The organism is Donghicola sp. XS_ASV15 (assembly GCF_041224595.1).
In the GTDB taxonomy this organism is placed as follows: Bacteria; Pseudomonadota; Alphaproteobacteria; order Rhodobacterales; family Rhodobacteraceae; genus Donghicola.
On the sequence record NZ_JBGFGN010000108.1, the window covers coordinates 1 to 17,949 of the forward strand.

General features: G+C 59.7%; 20 protein-coding genes and 3 tRNA genes. 13 read left to right on the top strand and 10 right to left on the bottom strand.

Annotated elements, in window-relative coordinates:
• The first annotated feature begins 295 nt into the window (after nucleotides 1-295).
• On the top strand, nucleotides 296-1,789 hold the full coding sequence (locus AB9K37_RS04350; protein WP_369835718.1) for a flagellin: 1,494 nt from the start codon (nucleotides 296-298) through the stop codon (nucleotides 1,787-1,789).
• A gap of 2 nt (nucleotides 1,790-1,791) precedes the next feature.
• Here AB9K37_RS04350 and AB9K37_RS04355 read toward each other — a convergent pair whose 3' ends face one another.
• From AB9K37_RS04355 to AB9K37_RS04370, 4 genes are all read right to left on the bottom strand, one after another.
• On the bottom strand, nucleotides 1,792-2,574 hold the full coding sequence (locus AB9K37_RS04355; protein ID WP_369835719.1) for a delta-class carbonic anhydrase: 783 nt from the start codon (nucleotides 2,572-2,574) through the stop codon (nucleotides 1,792-1,794).
• 112 nt (nucleotides 2,575-2,686) lie between these two features.
• A complete protein-coding gene (locus AB9K37_RS04360; protein WP_369835720.1) occupies nucleotides 2,687-3,871 on the bottom strand; it encodes a PLP-dependent aminotransferase family protein in 1,185 nt (394 codons plus the stop codon).
• Nucleotides 3,872-3,949: 78 nt separating this feature from the next.
• Entirely contained in the window at nucleotides 3,950-5,659 is a 1,710-nt protein-coding gene (gene metG, locus AB9K37_RS04365; protein ID WP_369835721.1) for a methionine--tRNA ligase, read from the bottom strand.
• A gap of 85 nt (nucleotides 5,660-5,744) precedes the next feature.
• A complete protein-coding gene (locus AB9K37_RS04370; RefSeq protein WP_369835722.1) occupies nucleotides 5,745-6,359 on the bottom strand; it encodes an ImuA family protein in 615 nt (204 codons plus the stop codon).
• A 120-nt stretch (nucleotides 6,360-6,479) separates the two neighbouring features.
• Here AB9K37_RS04370 and AB9K37_RS04375 point away from each other — a divergent pair, with 120 nt between their 5' ends.
• The 3 genes from AB9K37_RS04375 to AB9K37_RS04385 all read left to right on the top strand — a co-directional run bounded on the left by AB9K37_RS04375 (nucleotide 6,480) and on the right by AB9K37_RS04385 (nucleotide 9,024).
• The gene (locus AB9K37_RS04375) at nucleotides 6,480-6,905 is read left to right on the top strand and encodes a DsrE family protein (protein ID WP_072705794.1); all 426 of its coding nucleotides are present in this window, start codon (nucleotides 6,480-6,482) and stop codon (nucleotides 6,903-6,905) included.
• Between the two features lie 103 nt (nucleotides 6,906-7,008).
• Nucleotides 7,009-8,049, top strand: coding sequence for an aldo/keto reductase (locus tag AB9K37_RS04380; RefSeq protein WP_369835723.1), 1,041 nt, complete (start codon nucleotides 7,009-7,011; stop codon nucleotides 8,047-8,049).
• Between the two features lie 87 nt (nucleotides 8,050-8,136).
• A complete protein-coding gene (locus AB9K37_RS04385; protein WP_369835724.1) occupies nucleotides 8,137-9,024 on the top strand; it encodes an EamA family transporter in 888 nt (295 codons plus the stop codon).
• Here AB9K37_RS04385 and AB9K37_RS04390 read toward each other — a convergent pair.
• Nucleotides 9,017-9,736 (bottom strand): DNA mismatch repair protein MutT, encoded by a 720-nt coding sequence (locus tag AB9K37_RS04390; RefSeq protein ID WP_369835725.1) that lies wholly within the window; start codon nucleotides 9,734-9,736, stop codon nucleotides 9,017-9,019. The two genes, AB9K37_RS04385 and AB9K37_RS04390, sit on opposite strands and share 8 nt — an antisense overlap.
• Nucleotides 9,723-10,121, bottom strand: coding sequence for a DUF983 domain-containing protein (locus AB9K37_RS04395; RefSeq protein WP_369835726.1), 399 nt, complete (start codon nucleotides 10,119-10,121; stop codon nucleotides 9,723-9,725). The genes AB9K37_RS04390 and AB9K37_RS04395 overlap by 14 nt, the downstream gene beginning before the upstream one ends.
• A gap of 252 nt (nucleotides 10,122-10,373) precedes the next feature.
• Between AB9K37_RS04395 and AB9K37_RS04400 the strand changes: the two genes are divergently transcribed.
• From AB9K37_RS04400 to AB9K37_RS04415, 4 genes are all read left to right on the top strand, one after another.
• Nucleotides 10,374-10,928: an EF-hand domain-containing protein gene (locus AB9K37_RS04400; RefSeq protein ID WP_369835727.1), complete on the top strand. Its 555-nt coding sequence runs from the start codon at nucleotides 10,374-10,376 to the stop codon at nucleotides 10,926-10,928.
• Between the two features lie 79 nt (nucleotides 10,929-11,007).
• The gene (locus AB9K37_RS04405; RefSeq protein WP_369835728.1) at nucleotides 11,008-11,592 is read left to right on the top strand and encodes an RNA polymerase sigma factor; all 585 of its coding nucleotides are present in this window, start codon (nucleotides 11,008-11,010) and stop codon (nucleotides 11,590-11,592) included.
• Nucleotides 11,579-11,977, top strand: coding sequence for a hypothetical protein (locus tag AB9K37_RS04410; protein ID WP_369835729.1), 399 nt, complete (start codon nucleotides 11,579-11,581; stop codon nucleotides 11,975-11,977). Before AB9K37_RS04405 ends, AB9K37_RS04410 begins: the two co-directional genes overlap by 14 nt.
• 2 nt (nucleotides 11,978-11,979) lie before the next feature.
• Nucleotides 11,980-12,492, top strand: coding sequence for a periplasmic heavy metal sensor (locus tag AB9K37_RS04415; protein WP_369835730.1), 513 nt, complete (start codon nucleotides 11,980-11,982; stop codon nucleotides 12,490-12,492).
• On the opposite strand, the gene AB9K37_RS04420 is transcribed toward AB9K37_RS04415, so the two are convergent.
• The gene (locus AB9K37_RS04420) at nucleotides 12,479-13,828 is read right to left on the bottom strand and encodes a diguanylate cyclase (protein WP_369835731.1); all 1,350 of its coding nucleotides are present in this window, start codon (nucleotides 13,826-13,828) and stop codon (nucleotides 12,479-12,481) included. The two genes, AB9K37_RS04415 and AB9K37_RS04420, sit on opposite strands and share 14 nt — an antisense overlap.
• An 87-nt stretch (nucleotides 13,829-13,915) precedes the next feature.
• Here AB9K37_RS04420 and AB9K37_RS04425 point away from each other — a divergent pair, with 87 nt between their 5' ends.
• From AB9K37_RS04425 to AB9K37_RS04445, 5 genes are all read left to right on the top strand, one after another.
• Nucleotides 13,916-14,194, top strand: coding sequence for a DUF3572 domain-containing protein (locus tag AB9K37_RS04425; protein ID WP_369835732.1), 279 nt, complete (start codon nucleotides 13,916-13,918; stop codon nucleotides 14,192-14,194).
• Entirely contained in the window at nucleotides 14,191-14,904 is a 714-nt protein-coding gene (locus tag AB9K37_RS04430; RefSeq protein WP_369835733.1) for an HAD family hydrolase, read from the top strand. The genes AB9K37_RS04425 and AB9K37_RS04430 overlap by 4 nt, the downstream gene beginning before the upstream one ends.
• A gap of 112 nt (nucleotides 14,905-15,016) precedes the next feature.
• The gene (locus tag AB9K37_RS04435) at nucleotides 15,017-15,601 is read left to right on the top strand and encodes a heme NO-binding domain-containing protein (RefSeq protein ID WP_369835734.1); all 585 of its coding nucleotides are present in this window, start codon (nucleotides 15,017-15,019) and stop codon (nucleotides 15,599-15,601) included.
• Nucleotide 15,602: 1 nt separating this feature from the next.
• Entirely contained in the window at nucleotides 15,603-16,559 is a 957-nt protein-coding gene (locus tag AB9K37_RS04440) for a GGDEF domain-containing protein (RefSeq protein WP_369835735.1), read from the top strand.
• Between the two features lie 140 nt (nucleotides 16,560-16,699).
• Complete coding sequence (locus AB9K37_RS04445) at nucleotides 16,700-17,305, top strand: response regulator (protein WP_369835736.1); 606 nt, start codon at nucleotides 16,700-16,702, stop codon at nucleotides 17,303-17,305.
• Nucleotides 17,306-17,377: 72 nt separating this feature from the next.
• Here the strand turns inward: AB9K37_RS04445 and AB9K37_RS04450 are convergent.
• From AB9K37_RS04450 to AB9K37_RS04460, 3 genes are all read right to left on the bottom strand, one after another.
• Nucleotides 17,378-17,452: transfer RNA gene (locus tag AB9K37_RS04450), tRNA-Glu, on the bottom strand.
• Nucleotides 17,453-17,584: 132 nt separating this feature from the next.
• Nucleotides 17,585-17,659 (bottom strand) — tRNA-Glu (locus tag AB9K37_RS04455).
• 147 nt (nucleotides 17,660-17,806) lie between these two features.
• Nucleotides 17,807-17,881, bottom strand: a tRNA-Glu gene (locus AB9K37_RS04460).
• Nucleotides 17,882-17,949: the final 68 nt, after the last annotated feature.

A 17,949-nucleotide genomic window follows, 5' to 3' on the forward strand; every position in this document is an offset into this window, starting at 1 on the left:
CATGTTGGTTTTGGTCATCGGGGTCTCCGTGTGGTTCGTGGTTGAAGCGGTCAAACTCCACCTCGACCATACACCTCGATGGCCACCCGGGATTACACCGTTGGCGGTGCGGAAATTACACCACGTGCTCGGACACTAACATGCAGAATGCATCATTTGTGCAAGTCCGTTCGGGCAGAAGTGTTCGCTCAAAGAGAGACACTCTTTTTCCAAAAGCCCTAAACAAAAACTTAAATGCGCCCGTTCACTACGATAGCGACCCATTTACACAGTCGCAGGGTAGAGGACGACGAAGATGATCAAATCTGGCGCGACATCGAATGTGAACATCGCACTGCAAGCGATTTCGGCGGCGGATCAGGAGCGCCAGAAATCGATGCAAGCGTTGCAATCTGGGAACCGGATCAACAAGGCCGGTGATGATGTGGCAGGTGTGTCTGGCGCAGCCAAGCTGCGCGGAGAGATCACCGCTGTCGGACAAGGCATCCGGAATATCGGAGATTTTGGTGGTTTCCTGAAGACGGCAGAGTCCATTCACACCGGTGCCATTGACGTCCTGCAGAACATCCGTGTTCTCGCCTTGCAATCGGCAAGCGCGGCGAATTCGACCAACGAGCGCCTTTCGTTGAATGACTCTGCGCAGAACTATCTAACTCAGTTCAGACAAGAGACGTCTGGCGGGACACTGGCGGCGCGCTTCTTGGTGGATGGGTCATTTAGTGACAAGCAGTTGACGCTTGGGGCAGGGGACGACTCTGCATTGAAGATTAGCATTCGCTCGATCCAACTCCCCGATATTGGGGAGTTCCGTGTCGGGACCGAGGCTTCTTTGACACTGACGACTGGCGCGGGCGAGGTTGCAGGGTCGATCCAGAGCGGCGCGAATTTTGTCGTGAACAGTGCGGGCACCAGTGCATCAGTTGCGCTGGATCAGGGCATGTCGGCGCGGGATCTGCGCGACAAGTTGCAGACGTCAGGGCGGGACTCTTTGGAGGCCGCAGGTGTCACCTTGGAGGCCAAGACAGAGGTGAAGCTGTCGGCTCTGGCTGGCGGGACACTCTCGTTTTCTGTGAACGGCCAAGCGCTGACCAGCGTCATTGGCGCGGATGGCGATCTGTCGGGGCTTGGCTCGCAGCTGAATGCAAAATCGAACCAGACGGGAATTACGGCGCGGTTGGATGCATCCAAGACCGCTTTGACGCTCACGGATGCGCGCGGCGACAATATTCGATTGGCTGACTTTCAAAGCTCGGACGGCGCACGGCTGATGTTGACGGCACTCGAGGATGGGGTCGCTGCGGGGGCGACTTCGGGCGTACATCTGGGTGTTCTGGAAAGCGGCGGTAATCTTGGTGCAACGATTACTGGTCAGGTGACACTGAGCGGAAACGAGAGCATCTCGATCCAGCAAGACGCTAATACAGGTGCAGGACAGGGGTTTGTGGAAAGCGCGCTCAAGAACAGTAGCTTCAGCAGCCTAGGGGATATTGACCTGACCAATGTCGATGGCGCGCTGCGCGCAGTGTCTATTCTGGATCATTCGATTGCACGGGTTGAGAAAGGCCGCGGCAAACTGGGTGCGACGCAGAACACCCTAGACGCTCTGTCTCGCGGTCTTGGGCGATTGCAGAATAACCTTGAAGGCAGCCATGCCTATATCATGGGGGCCGATATGGCTCAGGAAGTAAGCCGCTTTGCCCAAAGCCGGATCATCCTGAACGCGGCGCAAGCGATGCTGGGACAGGGGATGAAAGCCCAGTCCCAGTTCTTGGGGCTTTTACGCGCCTAGTCTTAGTTGATCGGCGCGAGCAATTCGGGGTTTGTCACGATCTGACGAACCCCATGAGAGTGGTGTTCGTTGAACCTGTTCTCTTCGGCCCAAGCATGAAGCGACCGGATATCCACCTTGGCGCAGGCCGGGCGGACCGACCAAGTGACCTGAAGCGGAGAGCATTGCTGCTCGGTATATTTCGGGCCGGTGGTCGATCCAGCGAAAACCACTGGTGTGCCCGTGTCGGTCGGCAGAGCGTCGGGTTGATAAAAGCCGCCGACCTCTTTGCCGTGAAAGTCAAAGGTCCGGAAGTCCAGCGCATAGGGGTCGTTCACGACCAGAAAGACTTGGCTTTCGACACGGAGCTGCGGGTTCGCGCAGCTTTCACTCATGCAGGCACCAAGCCCTTCGCCGGGCTCCACATCGCAAGAGGAGTAGACCCAGTGCACCTCGATCGTGTCGCCGGGTGCCACGCCGCCCAATGGGCCGTGGCCGTCAAAGGGATCTTCGAGTGCGGCGGCAGTCAGCTCTGGCGTCTCGTTGCATTGCCAGCCACCGTTTTCGCCTGATCCGGCAGAAACCGAAAAATCCGGGCCCTTGTGTTCGGCATTGGTATGAGTGTGAATGTTGCACAGGTTCATCTGGCTCGCGTCTGGCGCCAGAGTGAACAGCTGAGTGTTGGCGCCATCCTTGAGTGAAATGTCGCGCGGTGTTTGCGGGCCGTAGCCGGAGCAAGCGCCGGCGGCGAAACTCGCAACCGGCATCAGAGCCACAAGAGCTGCGGCGAGTGATTTTCTGAGCATTTTTTCCCCCTTGCCAACCTTTGCGCCGCAAGTGTTGCGGCGTAGGCTGCAACTATTAGAGAGAAATGTGTGAATTGCGTTACTGATCTAAAGAAACAATCAGTTCCATTGTCTACTGCATTTCAGACAGGGCCTTGGCGAGGCGCCGGACGCCTTCGGTCAGTTGCTCTGGTTCATTCAGCGTGAAATTCAGACGAATGCCCGACTGGTCCAGCCCCTCTGGGTCGAACACGCTGCTCGGAGAGATGCAGACGCCGTGCTCTAGGCCGACCTTCATCAATGCATCGGTGGCGATGGCAGGGTTTTTGACTCTGGCCCAGACAAACATACCGCCGCTGGGTTTTTCCCATGTCAGGAAATCGGACAAGTGTTCGTCCATAGCCGTGCAGAGGGCATCGCGCCGGCGTCGGTACAGCTCAAGATTAGCAGGCAGGATGCGGTCGGCCAGACCTTCGGAATAGGCGCGGGCAGCGATCATCTGGCACAACCCGCTGCTGAACATATCCGAGCCTTGTTTGGCGACTGTCAGGGCTGCGATCATTTCGGGGGCCGCGATAATCCAGCCGATACGCAGTCCGGGCGCCAACTCTTTGGAGACTGTGCCCAAATAGATGACCGGCCCGTCATAGGATTTCCCAGTTGCCGACATCTCGAGCATCGTGGGCAGGGGATTTCCATCATAATAGAGCTTGCCGTAGGGGTCATCCTCGACCAGCCAAGCGCCAGTTTCTTGCGCGGCGGCGAGCAAGGCTTTGCGCTGCGCGACCGGAACCAGACGACCACTGGGGTTCGAGAAGTTTGGGACCGTATAGGCGAATTGGGCACCGGTCATCGCTGCGGTGATGTCGCAGGCTGGGTCTTCCAGATGCATCGGCGCGTAGACAGGCGTGCGCGGGCGCCATGCGTCCAATGCGCCTAGATATGCAGGGCTTTGGGCGGCGATTTTCTGGCCGGGCTCCAACAGAACCTTGCCGATCAGATCCAAGGCCTGCGCCCCGCCTGTGGTGATCATCACATTGTCTCGGGTCAGCGGCAGGGTCGGGGTGCTGTAGCGTTCGGCCAGCACATCGCGGAGTCGCGGCAGTCCCGGGACGGGGCTGTAGGTCAGAGTTTCGGCGGGGTAATCGCGGACCACTTCGCCGGCCAGCTCGGAAATTTCGGTCACAGGCCACGCATCGGGGGCGGGCAGGCCACCGGCCAGGTTGATCAGATCGGGGATTTGCCCCGCTGCCAGAAACACGGCGGTCACGTCGTTTGTGTCGTTAAGCCAGTTTGCCATGGGCGCGCGGGGTGCCATCGGATCATCCTTTGTGGTGTGATTTGAAAAATGCCACCCGTTTCGGGGTGGCATTGCATGGTTTTCAGAGCGCTACCCTTAGTCGCGAGTGCCTGCGAAACGTTCCTGCCACTCTTCGCGCTGATCATCGCTGATCTTGCCGAACAGGTTGTCCGGCACGGCAAAGGCGTGACCGGCGGGCAGACGCTTGACCGCGTCAGCGGCGCTGCCGGGCCATTGGGCGTCGACCTTCATCGCCTCTAGCAGCTTGTCGGCGGCATCGGGGATAAAGGGCGCGGACAGCACAGCATAAAGCGGGATCAGGTTCAGGGCGAAACGCACCTGACCAGCAGCCTTTTCGGGGTCTTCCTTGAAGGTCGACCACGGCGCGGCTTCTTGCAGGTATTCGTTGCCCATGACCCAGATCGCGCGCAGGGCGCCAGCGGCCTTGCGGACTTCTTTGTCTTCCATGAACTGTTCGTAAGCGCGGATGTTCGCTTCGAGCTGATCAATAAAGGCCTGATCTACGGGCAGTTCGTCGCCACCTGCGGGAACCTCTTCGCCGAACTTCGAGCGGCAGAACTTGGTGACGCGGCTGACAAAGTTCCCCAGCACGTCCGCAAGGTCTTTGTTCACGGAGGCTTGGAAATTGTCCCAAGTAAACTCGCTGTCCGAGGATTCTGGTGCGTGGCTCAGCAGCCACCAGCGCCAGTAGTCGGCGGGCAGAATGTCCAGCGCCTGATCCATGAACACACCGCGCCCGCGCGAGGTGCTGAACTGGCCGCCGTCATAATTCAGGTAGTTGAACGACTTGATGTAGTCGACCAGCTTCCACGGCTCGCCCGAGCCCAGAATGGTCGCGGGGAAGGACAGGGTGTGGAACGGCACGTTATCCTTGCCCATGAACTGGGTATAGGTCACGTCGTCCGCGCCCTTGTCGGTGCGCCACCAGCGTTCCCAGTCGGTGCCTTTGCCCGCATCGACCCATTCCTGACCGCAGGCGATGTATTCGATCGGCGCGTCGAACCAGACGTAGAAGACTTTGCCCTCCATGCCGTCCCAGTCCTGATCGCCCTTCTTGACCGGAATACCCCAGTCCAGATCGCGGGTGATGCCGCGGTCCTGCAGGCCGTCACCGTCGTTCAGCCATTTCTTGGCGATCGAGGTGGTCAGCACGGGCCAGCCCTCGCGGGTGTCGATCCACTGCTCCAGTTGGTCCTTCATCTGACTCTGGCACAGATACAGGTGTTTGGTCTCGCGCATCTCCAGTTCGGTCGAGCCCGAGATTGTCGAGTGCGGGTTGATCAGGTCCACGGGATCCAGCTGCTTGGTGCAGTTGTCGCACTGGTCGCCGCGCGCACTGTCGAAACCGCAGTTGGGGCAGGTGCCCTCAATATACCGGTCAGGCAGGAAGCGGCCATCGGCGTGGCTGTACATCTGCGTCTCGGAAACTTCGCGGATCAGGCCAGCGTCGGCCAGACGGCCTGCGAAATGCTGGGTCAGCTTGTGGTTCGCGTCCGAGGATGAGCGGCCAAAGTGGTCGAACGACAGGCGGAAGCCCTCGGCGATCTTGGCCTGAACCTCGTGCATTTCGGCGCAATATTCGGCGACGGGTTTACCGGCCTTGGCGGCGGCCAGCTCGGCGGGGGTGCCGTGTTCGTCGGTGGCGCACAGGAACAGAACCTCGTTGCCGCGGCCGCGCTGGTAGCGGGCGAACAGGTCCGCCGGCAGCTGGCTGCCCACAAGGTTGCCAAGGTGTTTGATGCCGTTGATGTACGGAATGGCCGAAGTGATCAGGTGCCGTGCCATGAGGTGCCCCCAGAATTCTGTTGTCGGGCCTCCCTTAGCGCATGAGGCTGCGGTGTTCCAGCAGAACTGGCGCTTGTTTGCTGGGCTAGTCGGGTCCCGCGGCGGGCGTCAGGGTCAGTGCCCCGCTGTGGTCCCGCGCCATGGTCCAACTGGCGGGGGCGGCCATGCGGGCACGCACGCGGTCCAGCCGCCACGCCGGATGACCCGAGGGCAGAGGGGTCACCATCCAGCGCGTCTCGACCCCCGGTGCGCCGCCCCGTTCAGGGGTCAGCAGGATGCCAATGGGGGCTTCGGCGCCTTTCTGCGCGCCGCGTTCGGCGGCCAGATGCAGACGGCGGATCGGAGTCAGTTCGGGGATTTCGCTGACCTCGCTGATGACCGCCGAAACCGCGCCACTGTCGAGCGCCTCTTCCATGGCCCACAGGATGTCGCGGGTTTGGCCAGCCTTGACCGTCAGGATGCGGGTCGGGTCGCACCATGGTCCTAGGCCGGGGGCGAAGAGCGTTTCGGTGCTCCATGCAGGTTTGATCCACATCACCGGTCCGCTGGTCCGTCCCGCCCATTCCAGAGCGAACACCCAGCGCGCCGCACCGCAGATTTCATGCACGCGCGCCCGCGCCACCCGCAGCCCGCCTGCGAGGGTCAGCTCCGGTCCGTCCCGATGGGGCCGCCGGTCCAAGAGATGGGCCTGATTCACCATGTTCCCATTTTATGTTCCTATTTTGTTCCGTAAAGGCATTCTATCGTTTGGGCAGTTTGTGATGTGCTGGAACGCGGCTAGGCTGCTGACAGAAGAGACATGATAAAGGGAGGAGATATCATGACCCGACTACTATGCGCCTTGGCGATCACCTGCATGGCCCTCTGGGGCCAGCTGGCCGAAGCCGGAGAGAAGATGAAAGTCGTCTACCACGTCGCTGACGCGGAGAAGGTCGGCTTTGCCCTTGGCAATATGGCCAACCACATCAAGGGCGCAGGCGGCCCAGAGAATGTGGAAATCGTGTTGGTCGTCCACGGCCCCGCGCTCAAGGCGTTTCACGATGGTGTCGATGCTAATCCCAAGGTGCTGGAGCGTTTGACCGCCCTTCAGGGCAATGGCGTCACGTTCGAGGCCTGCGGCAACACCATGAACGCGCAATCGGTGTCCTTGGATGACCTGATGCCCAACTTCACCCGACGCGACGAGGGCGGGGTGGTGCGCATCGCGGATTTGCAGTCCCAAGGCTACATCTACATCCGCCCGTAACATTGCATTCCCATGATACGGGAAATGCAGGCGCTCCCCTTGAGTTTCCCACGTGGGGGCGCAACTTTGACCACAAGTTATTGCAATGACAAAGGACGACCTGATGAAGACCAGACCGCTCGGACGCACCGGCCTAGACGTGACCGTTTTCTGCCTCGGTTCGATGACATGGGGCACGCAAAACACCGAAGAAGAAGGCCATGGCCAAATCGAGCGCGCCATCGAGGCGGGGATCAACTTTATCGATACCGCCGAGATGTATCCGGTGAACCCCATCCGCGCCGAGACCGTCGGCCTGACTGAACAGATCATTGGCAACTGGTTCGAAAAGTCCGGCCGCCGCGACGAGTTGATCTTGGCCACCAAGCACAGCGGCGCCGGCTCTTTCGCCCGTGATGGCGCTCCGATCACTGCAAAGTCCATCCCAGAGGCCATCGAGGGATCGCTCAAACGTCTGAAGACTGACGTTATCGACCTCTACCAATTCCACTGGCCGAACCGCGGCAGCTATCACTTCCGCAAGATGTGGAACTACGACCCATCTAGTCAGAATGCGGCCTATACCCAGCAGCACATGGAAGACTGCCTTGGCACGCTGCAAAAGATGGTCGATCAAGGCAAGATCAAGCATTTCGGCCTATCGAACGAAACCGCGTGGGGCACCACCAAATGGGTCCAGCATGCCGAAGCGGGCAAAGGCCCCCGGGTGGCTTCGATCCAGAACGAATATTCGCTGCTGGCGCGTTACTATGACACCGATCTGGCCGAAGCCTGCGTGAACGAGGATGTGGGCCTGTTGTCCTACACCACTTTGGCGGCGGGTCTGCTCACGGGCAAATACCAAAAGGGCCAAATCCCCGAGGGCTCGCGCATGGCGATCAACGGTGATCTGGGCGGCCGCAAGACCGAGCGCGTCTTTGATGCCGTGGATGCCTATCAGACGCTGGCGGACAAATACGGTCTGAGCCTGACGCAAATGTCGCTGGCATGGGCGCGGGACCGTCCGGGCATGTGCTCTGTCATCATCGGGGCGACCACGATGGACCAGCTCGAAGAGGTTCTGTGCGCCCACGATCTGGAGCTGCCTGCAGAGCTGCTGACCGAGATTGACGAGGTGCACAAACAGCACCCGCTGCCATTCTAAACCATCACGGGGCCTTCGGGCCCCGTTTTCATTGGGGCGGCGCGTGAATTTTCTGGCGGGGCGGGCCGCAGGGTGCAATATCGCCCTATGGATGCATGGATACTGATCACCTTTGCCGCCGCGACGTTTCAGACCCTGCGGTTTGTGCTGCAAAAACGCCTGAGCGCCAAAGAGTTGAGCGCGGCGGGGGCGACGTTTTCCCGCTTCATCTATTCTTTCCCCTTCGCCTTTGCGATCACACTGGCCTACCAGCAGTTGCGCGGGTTCGAGTGGCCCCAACTGACCCCAATGTTCTGGCTGCACGGCGCGGTTGGCGGCGTGGCGCAAATCCTTGCCACGCTGTGTGTGGTGATGCTTCTGGGGCGGCGCAATTTTGCGGTCGGGATCACCTTTAAAAAGACCGAGGTCATTCTGGCGGTCATCGTCGGATTGATTGTGTTGGGGGACGTGATCACTTTGCCCGCGCTTGGGGCGGTGCTGATCGGAATGGTCGGCGTGCTGCTTTTGTCAAAACAGGCCAAGGGCGCGGCATGGGACAATGCAGCGGTCGCGCTGGGGCTGGGATCGGGTCTGCTTTTTGCGATCTCGGGCGTGACCTATCGCGGGGCGACCCTCGCGGTTCTGAGCGACGATCCCTTCTTGCGGTCCTCTGTGGCACTGGCGATGGTGACTCTGTTCCAGACCGTCGTGATGGCGGCATGGTTGCAGATCAAAGACCCCGGACAGATCACCAAAGTGGTCAAGGCGTGGAACCGTGCGGGTCTGATCGGGATCATGAGCCTGTTTGGTTCTCTGAGTTGGTTCACCGCGTTTACCTTGCAGCCCGCAGGTCTGGTCAAAGCGGTCGGTCAGATCGAACTGATCCTGAGCATCATGGCGGGGCATCTGATCTTTGGCGAACGTCTCTCGCGGCGCGAACTTGTGGGTATCGCGACCATCGGTCTGAGCGTCGTCGTGCTGGTATTGGTTAGCTAAGAGGGCTGCCCCCGCCAAGACGGGCAAAGTGGATATCCTCGTCCCGATCTTTGTAAAACGGCACGCTGTCGGGCACTGGGCCGCCTCGCAAACGGGCGGCGATTTCGGCCAGAACGACCTCTGTGATAAAGGGCAGATCGAACTTGCGCACCTCGGGCAGGGGGATCCATTGCAAGTGGCTGAGTTCATCGCAAGCGGCCGAGAAATCGTCGGGATCCGTGACCAGCGCCTCTGCGTCGATCAAGAAGAAACGCGCATCGAACCGGCGTGGACGGCCGGGCGGGGTGATTGCGCGGAACACAAACTCCATCGCACCTGCCGCAGGCAGATAACCGCGCTCTGCGAACCCCAGCCAATCTTCGGGAACGGCGTCGGGCCAAGTGCCTGCTGTTCCCAAAATCTGGCCGGTTTCTTCCCATAACTCGCGGATCGCGGCGATGGGCAGGGCGCGGGCCACGGCCTCTGGGGTCTGTTCGGCGAGCCGCGCACTACAGGGATCGGGCAGGGGCGCAGCCAGCGGGATGGTGCTATCCCCTGCGTCCACAGCCCCGCCGGGAAAGACAAACTTCGAAGGCATAAACGCCGCTTTGGCTCCGCGCTGCCCCATCAATATGCGTGGGGCGGTGGACGCGTCACGCACCACGATCACGGTGGCGGCGTCACGGATGGCGGTTTTGTCGATGCCTGTCGAAATAGTGCTACCCCTTTGCACGCCCGAAGCCGTGCATCCTTTTTGACCACTGAAGCGCAACCATCGCGCCCTTTAACCTAGGCAAAAGGTAGAGCGAGAACGCAACGCAGCCAATGGTGAAAATGGTGAACAGCACCAACGGATCAGGGCGCCATATTTCAAAGGCAAGCAGCAGGATCGGCGCCATCAGGTGGCCCACAATCAGGATGGTCAGATAGGCGGGACCGTCATCGGCACGCTGATGGTGCAGCTCTTCGTGACACACAGGACAGGTGTCGCGGACCTTGAGATAGCCCTTGAGCAGGGGGCCACTGCCACAGTTCGGGCATTTGCGGCGCCAGCCTTTCCATAATGACGGGTAGAGCGGGCGATCCTCGCCGACGCCCGCTTGGGTGTTTTCAGACATTCCATCCTCGTTCACGCTGAATGTGCGGGAAACTTATACGTTAGCGCTCAAAGTAAAAGGGTGCGGAGTGTCCTTGCGTCTCCATGTCGCGAAGCAATGTGCAATCTCTTCTGACTCTTGCACAAAAAAATCGATGCACCTGCGACGGAATTCCAGAGCCCTCGCGTTTTACCTCATGAACACGGCGAGAGTTGAGGCCTCTCGCCGAGGTTCGAGGCCACACTGTAAATGGAAACTGGAAGGACGAACAGGATGACCAAGACTTCGACAAAAATCGTACTGGGACTTGCTGGACTGGCCGCGAGCGGCATGTTGGTGGTCACTGCGGCCCAAGCGCGCCCCGGCGGCATGATGGGCCATGGCGATCGCCCTGCCTTTTCTGAGCTGGATGCCAATGGCGACGGGGAAGTTTCTGCCGAAGAACTCGACGCGTTCCGCGCTGCAAAATTCGCCGATGCAGACACCGATGGCGACGGCGCTCTGAGCCCTGACGAGATGATCGCGCGGATGGAAGCACAGCGCGCCGAACAGATGCGCAGCCGCATGTTGCAGCGCTTTGACACTGACGGCGACGGCAAAATCTCGCCCGAGGAAATGGAGGCCAAACGTCCCGGTGACATGATCCAGAAGATGGATAAGGACGGCAACGGCACCATCTCGGAAGAAGAGTTCGCTGCTATGGAACGCCCGATGATGCGCAAGGGTGACGGCCCCCGCGGTATGAAGAACACCTGTGAAAGCGATGGTGGTCGCCATGGCGGAGGTGAGCGTGGCGAAGGTGGCAAGCACATGCCCCGCTGCCAGTAACCGGCATTGAACAAGGGGTGGCGCGTTTCGGCGCGCCACCGGTTGCCGGTCTCGGCGGTAACGGAGTAATCAGGGCTTTATGACGATGCCTTATGACGCAGTGAGCGAGCTTTCGGACGAAGCGCTCTTGGTACTGTATGCCAAGGGGGACTCGTTGGCTGCCCAAGTGTTGTCGCGCAGGTTCCTGCCGCGCGTGCTGGCCCATGCCACACGTGTGCTCAAGGATCAGGCCGAGGCAGAAGATGTCGCCCAAGAGGCTATGCTCCGGCTCTGGAAGATCGCGCCGGACTGGCGCGCGGGCGAAGCCCAGGTGACCACTTGGATGTACCGCGTCACAGCAAACCTGTGCACTGACCGCATCCGCAAACGCCGCAGTGTCCCGCTGGATGCCGCGCCAGAGCCCGAGGATGACACCCCGAGCGCAGGCGAGGCGATGCAGGATGCCGCACGGGCACAGGCGTTGAACGCCGCGCTCATGGAACTGCCGGAACGTCAGCGCCAAGCTGTGGCCTTGCGCCACCTCGAGGGGTTGTCGAACCCTGAAATTGCAGAAATTCTGGACTGCGGTGTCGAGGCTGTCGAAAGCCTGATTGCCCGCGGGAAACGCGCCCTGACCAAGATATTGCAGGGCAAACGAGAGGAACTGGGATATGTCGATGAATAAAGACGACGACAGCTTGGACCTGGAACTCTGGTTCAGTGCGTCCCGCAAACACACACCTGACCCCTCCAAGGACCTGTTGGCCCGCGTTTTGGCGGACGCCGCGATGGTCCAACCCGATGCGCCGGGGGTGGTGAGCACCGCGCCCGAACCCGAAGGGCGCCAGTCCATCTGGCAGCAGTTTACCGGGGCGATTGGGGGCTGGTCGGGCTTGGCTGGGCTGGGCACGGCGACCGTGGCAGGTCTGTGGATCGGGCTGAGTGCGCCGACCACCTTCACAGGGTTGATCTCTGGCGGCATCACCTACACCGAAGAGAGCGCCTTTGATCCCACCTACATGACCGATATGGACGACTACGCGCTGCTCGTGATCGAAGGGAGCGAATAACCATGGCTGACAACGAAAAACGCTCTGCCGCCCTAGCGCCTCGCTGGATCAAGGTGCTGTTGGCGGGATCGCTGGCTTTGAACTTTGCCGTGATAGCGGGGGCTGTTGGGCTGGTGCTGTCCGATGATGGGCCGCCACCGCCTCCGCGGCCGGACGGCGGGTTTGTGGGCATCAGCGGGTATGTGCGTGCACTGGATCACGATCATCGCAAAGAGTTCGGAACCAAGGTGCGGGATGCTCTGCCTCAGCCGCCGACCAAAGAGCGTTTCATGAGTCAGGCTCAAGATATGCTGACACTGATCCGCGCCGAACCCTTTGATCCAGAGGCCCTTCAGGCGCAGCTCTCTGCGATGGCGGAACGCTTCGAAGTGGGGCGCAAGGCGGGTGACGCGGAGTTGATCCGTATCATCAACGAGATGACCCCCGAAGAGCGTGCGGCTTACGCGGACCGTCTGGAAGAGCGGATGCAGAAAGGCTTCGAAAAGGCCAAGGATCGTCCATTCAAGCCGCACTAAGCGGCGCAAAACACACACGGTTGCGGCCATCGCTTTTGGCCGCATACAGCGCGTCGTCTGCCCCATGCAGGGCAGTGTCGATCCCCGAAATCCCCTCAGAATAGAGCTGTACACCGACCGAGATGGTCAGCGCGATCGGCCCGACGGACGACCCCAGAGTCACGGGAACCGATGAGACCGCGTGCCGCATTTCTTCGGCGATCGCGCGGGCTTCTTCGGCGTTCTTGACCGAAGTGGCGGCCAGAAACTCTTCGCCGCCAATGCGCGCCAGCACGGGCGCATCGGGAAGCGCGGCATGGAGCCGGCGTGACAGTTCAATCAGCGCCCGGTCCCCAGCGGCGTGCCCGAAGGTGTCATTGATCCGCTTGAAGTGATCCACATCTGCCAACATGAGCGCCAGCAATTGGCCATTACGCCGCGCGCGTTCACTCTCGCGCGCCAGAGCCGGCATTGTGCCGCGTCGGTTTTGCAGGCCGGTCAATGGGTCAATCTGGGACTCGGCAAAGCCCTGATGCAGCGCTGCCCGCTCTGCTTTGACCTGCGCTTGATGACGCAGCAGCGCTTTGATGCGCAATCCGACCTCGCGGGGATCAATCGGTCCCAGAAACAGATCATCGGCGCCCATGTTCATCACTTCGAGCCCATGACGTTCGAGCGCGCTATCGAAGACCCCAAGGATGGCAACCTTGCTTGACGCGCGGTGGGCACGCAGGGCCACCAGTAAATGCGCGGCGGGAAAAGGGTCGCTGTCCGAGACCGCAAACACCACAACCTCTGGCGGTGCAGGCTGGGCAAAGAACCGCGTCGCATCAGCCCATCCGCTCGCAAGGATCGGGCCTCTCCATTCTGCCCGAAGTGCATGGGCGACATCAGTCGCGACTTTGTTGCTTGCCCCTACAACGAGTACCGGCGCATGAGGCACCTGTTCGGCCATGTGCCTTCGATGGGTCAGCGGCGCGGCGCCAGATAGGGCAAATCCCTCGCGGCGGGTCAGGGCGCGCAGCCGTGCAACAAGCTCGGCTGGGTTCGCTGTTCGCAGAATGGAATCGTCGGCTCCGGCCTCGAGGGCATCGGCGATTGTCAGGCCATCCTCTTGATCCAATAGCACCATGACCGGTGCAGGCGTTTTGAGCAGGCGTCGGAGGCTGTTGAGGTTGCGTCGCATATCCAGCCCCAGACAACGCCCTGCCACGATCACCGCATCATACGTCTGGTTCTGGTCGATTTCGGCGATAGAACAGAGCAAGCCGACCTGATAGGACAGTTGGGACAACCGTACTTCGAGCATGATCCTGTTGATCGCCGCATCATCAATGACAAGGATATGACCCGCCATGATTTGCCTGACTCCTTCTTGGGTGCTGACAAGATCACTTTCGGAAATGCGGGTTAAAACTTCCTTTCCAAATTCAGAGGAATTCGAATGAATAGCGCTGCTGCAGAGGTTTTGGCAATCAAAGCACTGGGCTGGCTCGCCGCTCAGGACGAGCTGTTGGGCGTCTTTATGGGAGCGAGCGGTGTGCAACCCGACGAGCTGCGGACCAAGGCAGGAGACCCCGAGTTTTTGGGCGCAGTGCTGGATTTCATCACGATGGATGACGCTTGGGTGGTCCAATTCTGCAACGAAACAGGTCTTGCCTACGAGGATCCTATTCGCGCCCGTCAGGCTTTGCCGGGTGGTCAGCAGGTGCATTGGACATGAGCGGCGTCATCCAGGGCATTTTGTTCGACAAAGACGGCACACTGTTCGATTTCAACGCGACTTGGGCAGTGTGGGCGTTCGATTTTTTGACGGACATCACCGAAGGGGACGCATCCAAAGCGGCTTTTCTGGGGGGCACCCTTGGTTTCGACTATGCGCGCAAGAGCTTTCATCCTGAAAGCCCGGTGATCGCCGGAACGGCCGAAGAAATCGCGCATTATATCAGGCCGTTCTTGCCCGAGCTTTCCGATACCGAGTTGCTAGAACGCATGAATGGGTCCGCCGCTGCGGCGCCCCAAGTCGAAGCGGTTCCCTTGGCGCCCCTTTTGAGCCAGATGCGTGCGGCGGGCCTTCGGCTCGGGGTTGCAACCAATGACGCCGAAATGCCTGCAAAGAGCCACTTGGGTCGTGCCGGCGTGCTGGAGCTGTTCGATTTCGTTGCCGGTTTCGACAGCGGTTTTGGTGGTAAGCCTGCGCCCGGACAGCTGCTGGCCTTTGCGGATGAGGCCGGAATTGACCCCGCAGATGCCGTCATGGTCGGAGATAGCCTGCATGATCTCAGGGCGGGCCGTGCGGCTGGCATGCGCTGTGTTGGCGTGCTGACCGGATTGGCATCGGGGCCGGATCTATCCGAAGACGCGGACGTCGTTTTGCCCGATATCGGCTTCCTTCCTGATTGGTTAAGGCAAGAGGGTCTGTGGCCAAGCTGAGAAAGCTCTCGCTAACCATTGCTGCGCTCCCAGAAAGTACATGCAATTTTATCTGTTAGGCGCAGGTTAAGTGCGCCCGCGCTAGGCCTTGTTCCAGAACAGGAGGCCAAAGATGCACGGTTTGGTAAATTGCGCGATCGAACGCTTTGTACGGACGACCTACGGCGATCAGCAGTGGCGGACCATTTGCGCCGCCGCAGCGCTGCCCGAGCAGCGGTTCGAACCTTTGCTGACGTATTCTGACGACATCACCCAAGCGATCATCACATCGGCCAGCCAAATCCTGAAACGCTCTGCCGAAGAATTGCTCGAAGACCTGGGGAGTTCGCTGATTACCGGCACAGATGATGCAGTCGTCGCAACGCGCAGGCTGCTTCGGTTTTCGGGCGACGGGTTCGTGGATTTTCTCTACGGGCTTGATGACCTGCCGGACCGTATTGCGCTGGCCGTTCCGGATCTGCGCCTGCCCGAACTGTCTGTCCAAGAAAGCCGGCCTGACCTATTCTTGGTGCGCGCAGGCAGGGGCTGGCCGGGGTTTCTACAGGTGATCCGAGGTGTTTTGCGCGCGATGGCGGATGAATATGGCGTACTCGTTCTGATCGATCTGTCTGACGATGGGCCCGAAATCGCGCTCGAAGTGCAGGTCATCGAGATTTCATATGCAGCGGGGCGGGCCTTTACCCTGCGGGCGGGCTAAGATGACACCGGACTGCCAATCTCTGCTGTCGCGGCTTTGTCCCCTTCATGCGCTGCTTGATGAAGAGGGCAACGTCGTGTCGATGGGCCCTACGCTGGCAAAAATCTTGGGGTCCACAAAGTCGGCGCCGCTGCTGGATCTTTTTACTCTGAAGCGTCCAGTCGGGCTTTCGGACCCAAGGGCTTTGCTCGGAACGCGCACAGACCGGCTGCTGCTGACTCCCAAGGAATTTCCCAAACTGCGCCTCAAGGGAGCGCTCTATCCTGTGCAATCGGGGGCGGTATTGAACTTGTCCTTTGGCCTGTCGGTGAAGGACGCCGTCGACACGTTTCACTTGACCCAGCAGGACTTTCCCGCCGCCGATCTGGCCGTGGAAATGCTCTACTTGATGGAAGCCAACGCGCTCGCGATGACTGCGGCCATTGATGTCACGCGCCGTCTGCAAACTGCGCGTCAGCGTGCAGAGTCGGCGTCTTTGACGGATGCACTGACGGGTCTTTTGAACCGCCGCGGACTGGAAAGCGCCATTGCGGATCTTCGGCAAGCGCCGCGGCCCTGTGCGCTGGTCTTGATGGATCTGGATCATTTCAAAGCGGTGAACGACCGTCTTGGCCATGGGGCAGGGGATCACGTCCTCAAACATGTGGCGCGCCTGCTGCGCGAGCACACCCGCAAATCCGACATTCTTGCACGTTGCGGCGGTGACGAATTCACCTTGGTCCTGCCGGACATTTCGGCCACCGATCTGGGGGCGCGACTCGATGGGCTGATCACTGCGGTCGCGGCTCCGATCTCTGTTGAGGGCGAAACCTGTTGCATCGGTGCCTCGGTGGGTTGGAGCCTGATCTCCCCCGAACGGCTGGATCACTTTGAAGAGTTATTAGAAATTACAGATAAAGCGCTTTATCAGGCCAAGGAAAATGGGCGCAGTTGTCATGTCATGTCGAGGGTCGCCTAGAAATTGTAAAATACTTCAGGGGGTTGATTAATTTTCACTTTCGCTTTTTTCATGGGGGGCTGCTTTCGTGTGGATTTCAATCGTAAGTATGCCAATCTAAAAAGAGGGCGGCTCACTCGGCTGCACCGAAAGGGATGTGAATGAGAGTTCTGTTGGCTGACGACCATGAATTGGTCGCGCAAACAATTGCGGCGTATCTTCGGTCAGAGATACATGCCGATGTTACGGTTGCGCCAAATGTTGAAGAGGTGCTGCAGATGGTGGCGCACCAGCGCCGGTTCGACTTGATCCTTCTGGATCTGAACATGCCTGGTATGAACCACCTTGAAGGGCTGGAGCGGGTTATGGCCGCTGCCGAGTGCGCGCGCGTTGCCATTATTTCTGGCTACAACGGGCGCATCGTTGCAGAAGAGGCCGTTGCGCGCGGGGCATCCGGCTTCTTGCCGAAAACAATCGCGCCGGTCTCGATGATTTCGGCGATCCGGCTGATGGCCGCAGGCGAAGTCTTTTTGCCGTTCTCATCGTTGATTGCGGCAGAAGTGGACATTGCTGCCGCCCCTTTGACCCGGCGCGAATTGCAGGTGCTACAGGGGATTTGCGAAGGCAAATCGAACAAAGAGATCGCCCGCAGCCACGAGCTGCAAGAGGTGACTGTGAAGCTGCATGTAAAGACCCTGAGCCGAAAGCTTGGCGCACGGAACCGGACCCACGCCGCTATGATCGCTAGGGATCGGCAGCTCTGCTGATCTAAGAAAAATCTTCAAAGTAAAAGACGGCGTTCGCGCCGTTTTTTTGTGTCCGCACTGTCTGGGGTAAGGTGGCAGTCCGTAGGGGAATCGAACCCCTCTTTCCAGGTTGAAAACCTGGCGTCCTAACCGATAGACGAACGGACCAGCCTTGGTGACGGGTGTTTACTGTTGGGGCGGTGTCTGTGCAAGAGAAAATCCGCAGATTTTGACAGTTTTTTGAAGGCCGCAAAGCACATCAAGTCCAAAGCAAATCTATCGAATTTCGATGGGGAAAAGTGGCAGTCCGTAGGGGAATCGAACCCCTCTTTCCAGGTTGAAAACCTGGCGTCCTAACCGATAGACGAACGGACCATCCTGTCGGTAGGGCGCTATTTAACGCCCCGAGCGGCGGACGCAAGTGCCAATTTACGCTGTCGCTGCAATTTGTTTTCGCCTGCTTGCAGGGCCGTCAGAAAACAAAAAAGCCGCTCCGAAGAGCGGCCTTTGACCCGACAACAGTGGCAGTCCGTAGGGGAATCGAACCCCTCTTTCCAGGTTGAAAACCTGGCGTCCTAACCGATAGACGAACGGACCATCCTGTCGGTGAAGGGGTGTTTACTGTTCTGCGCAGATTGGTGCAAGCACAAAATGCAGAACATAGC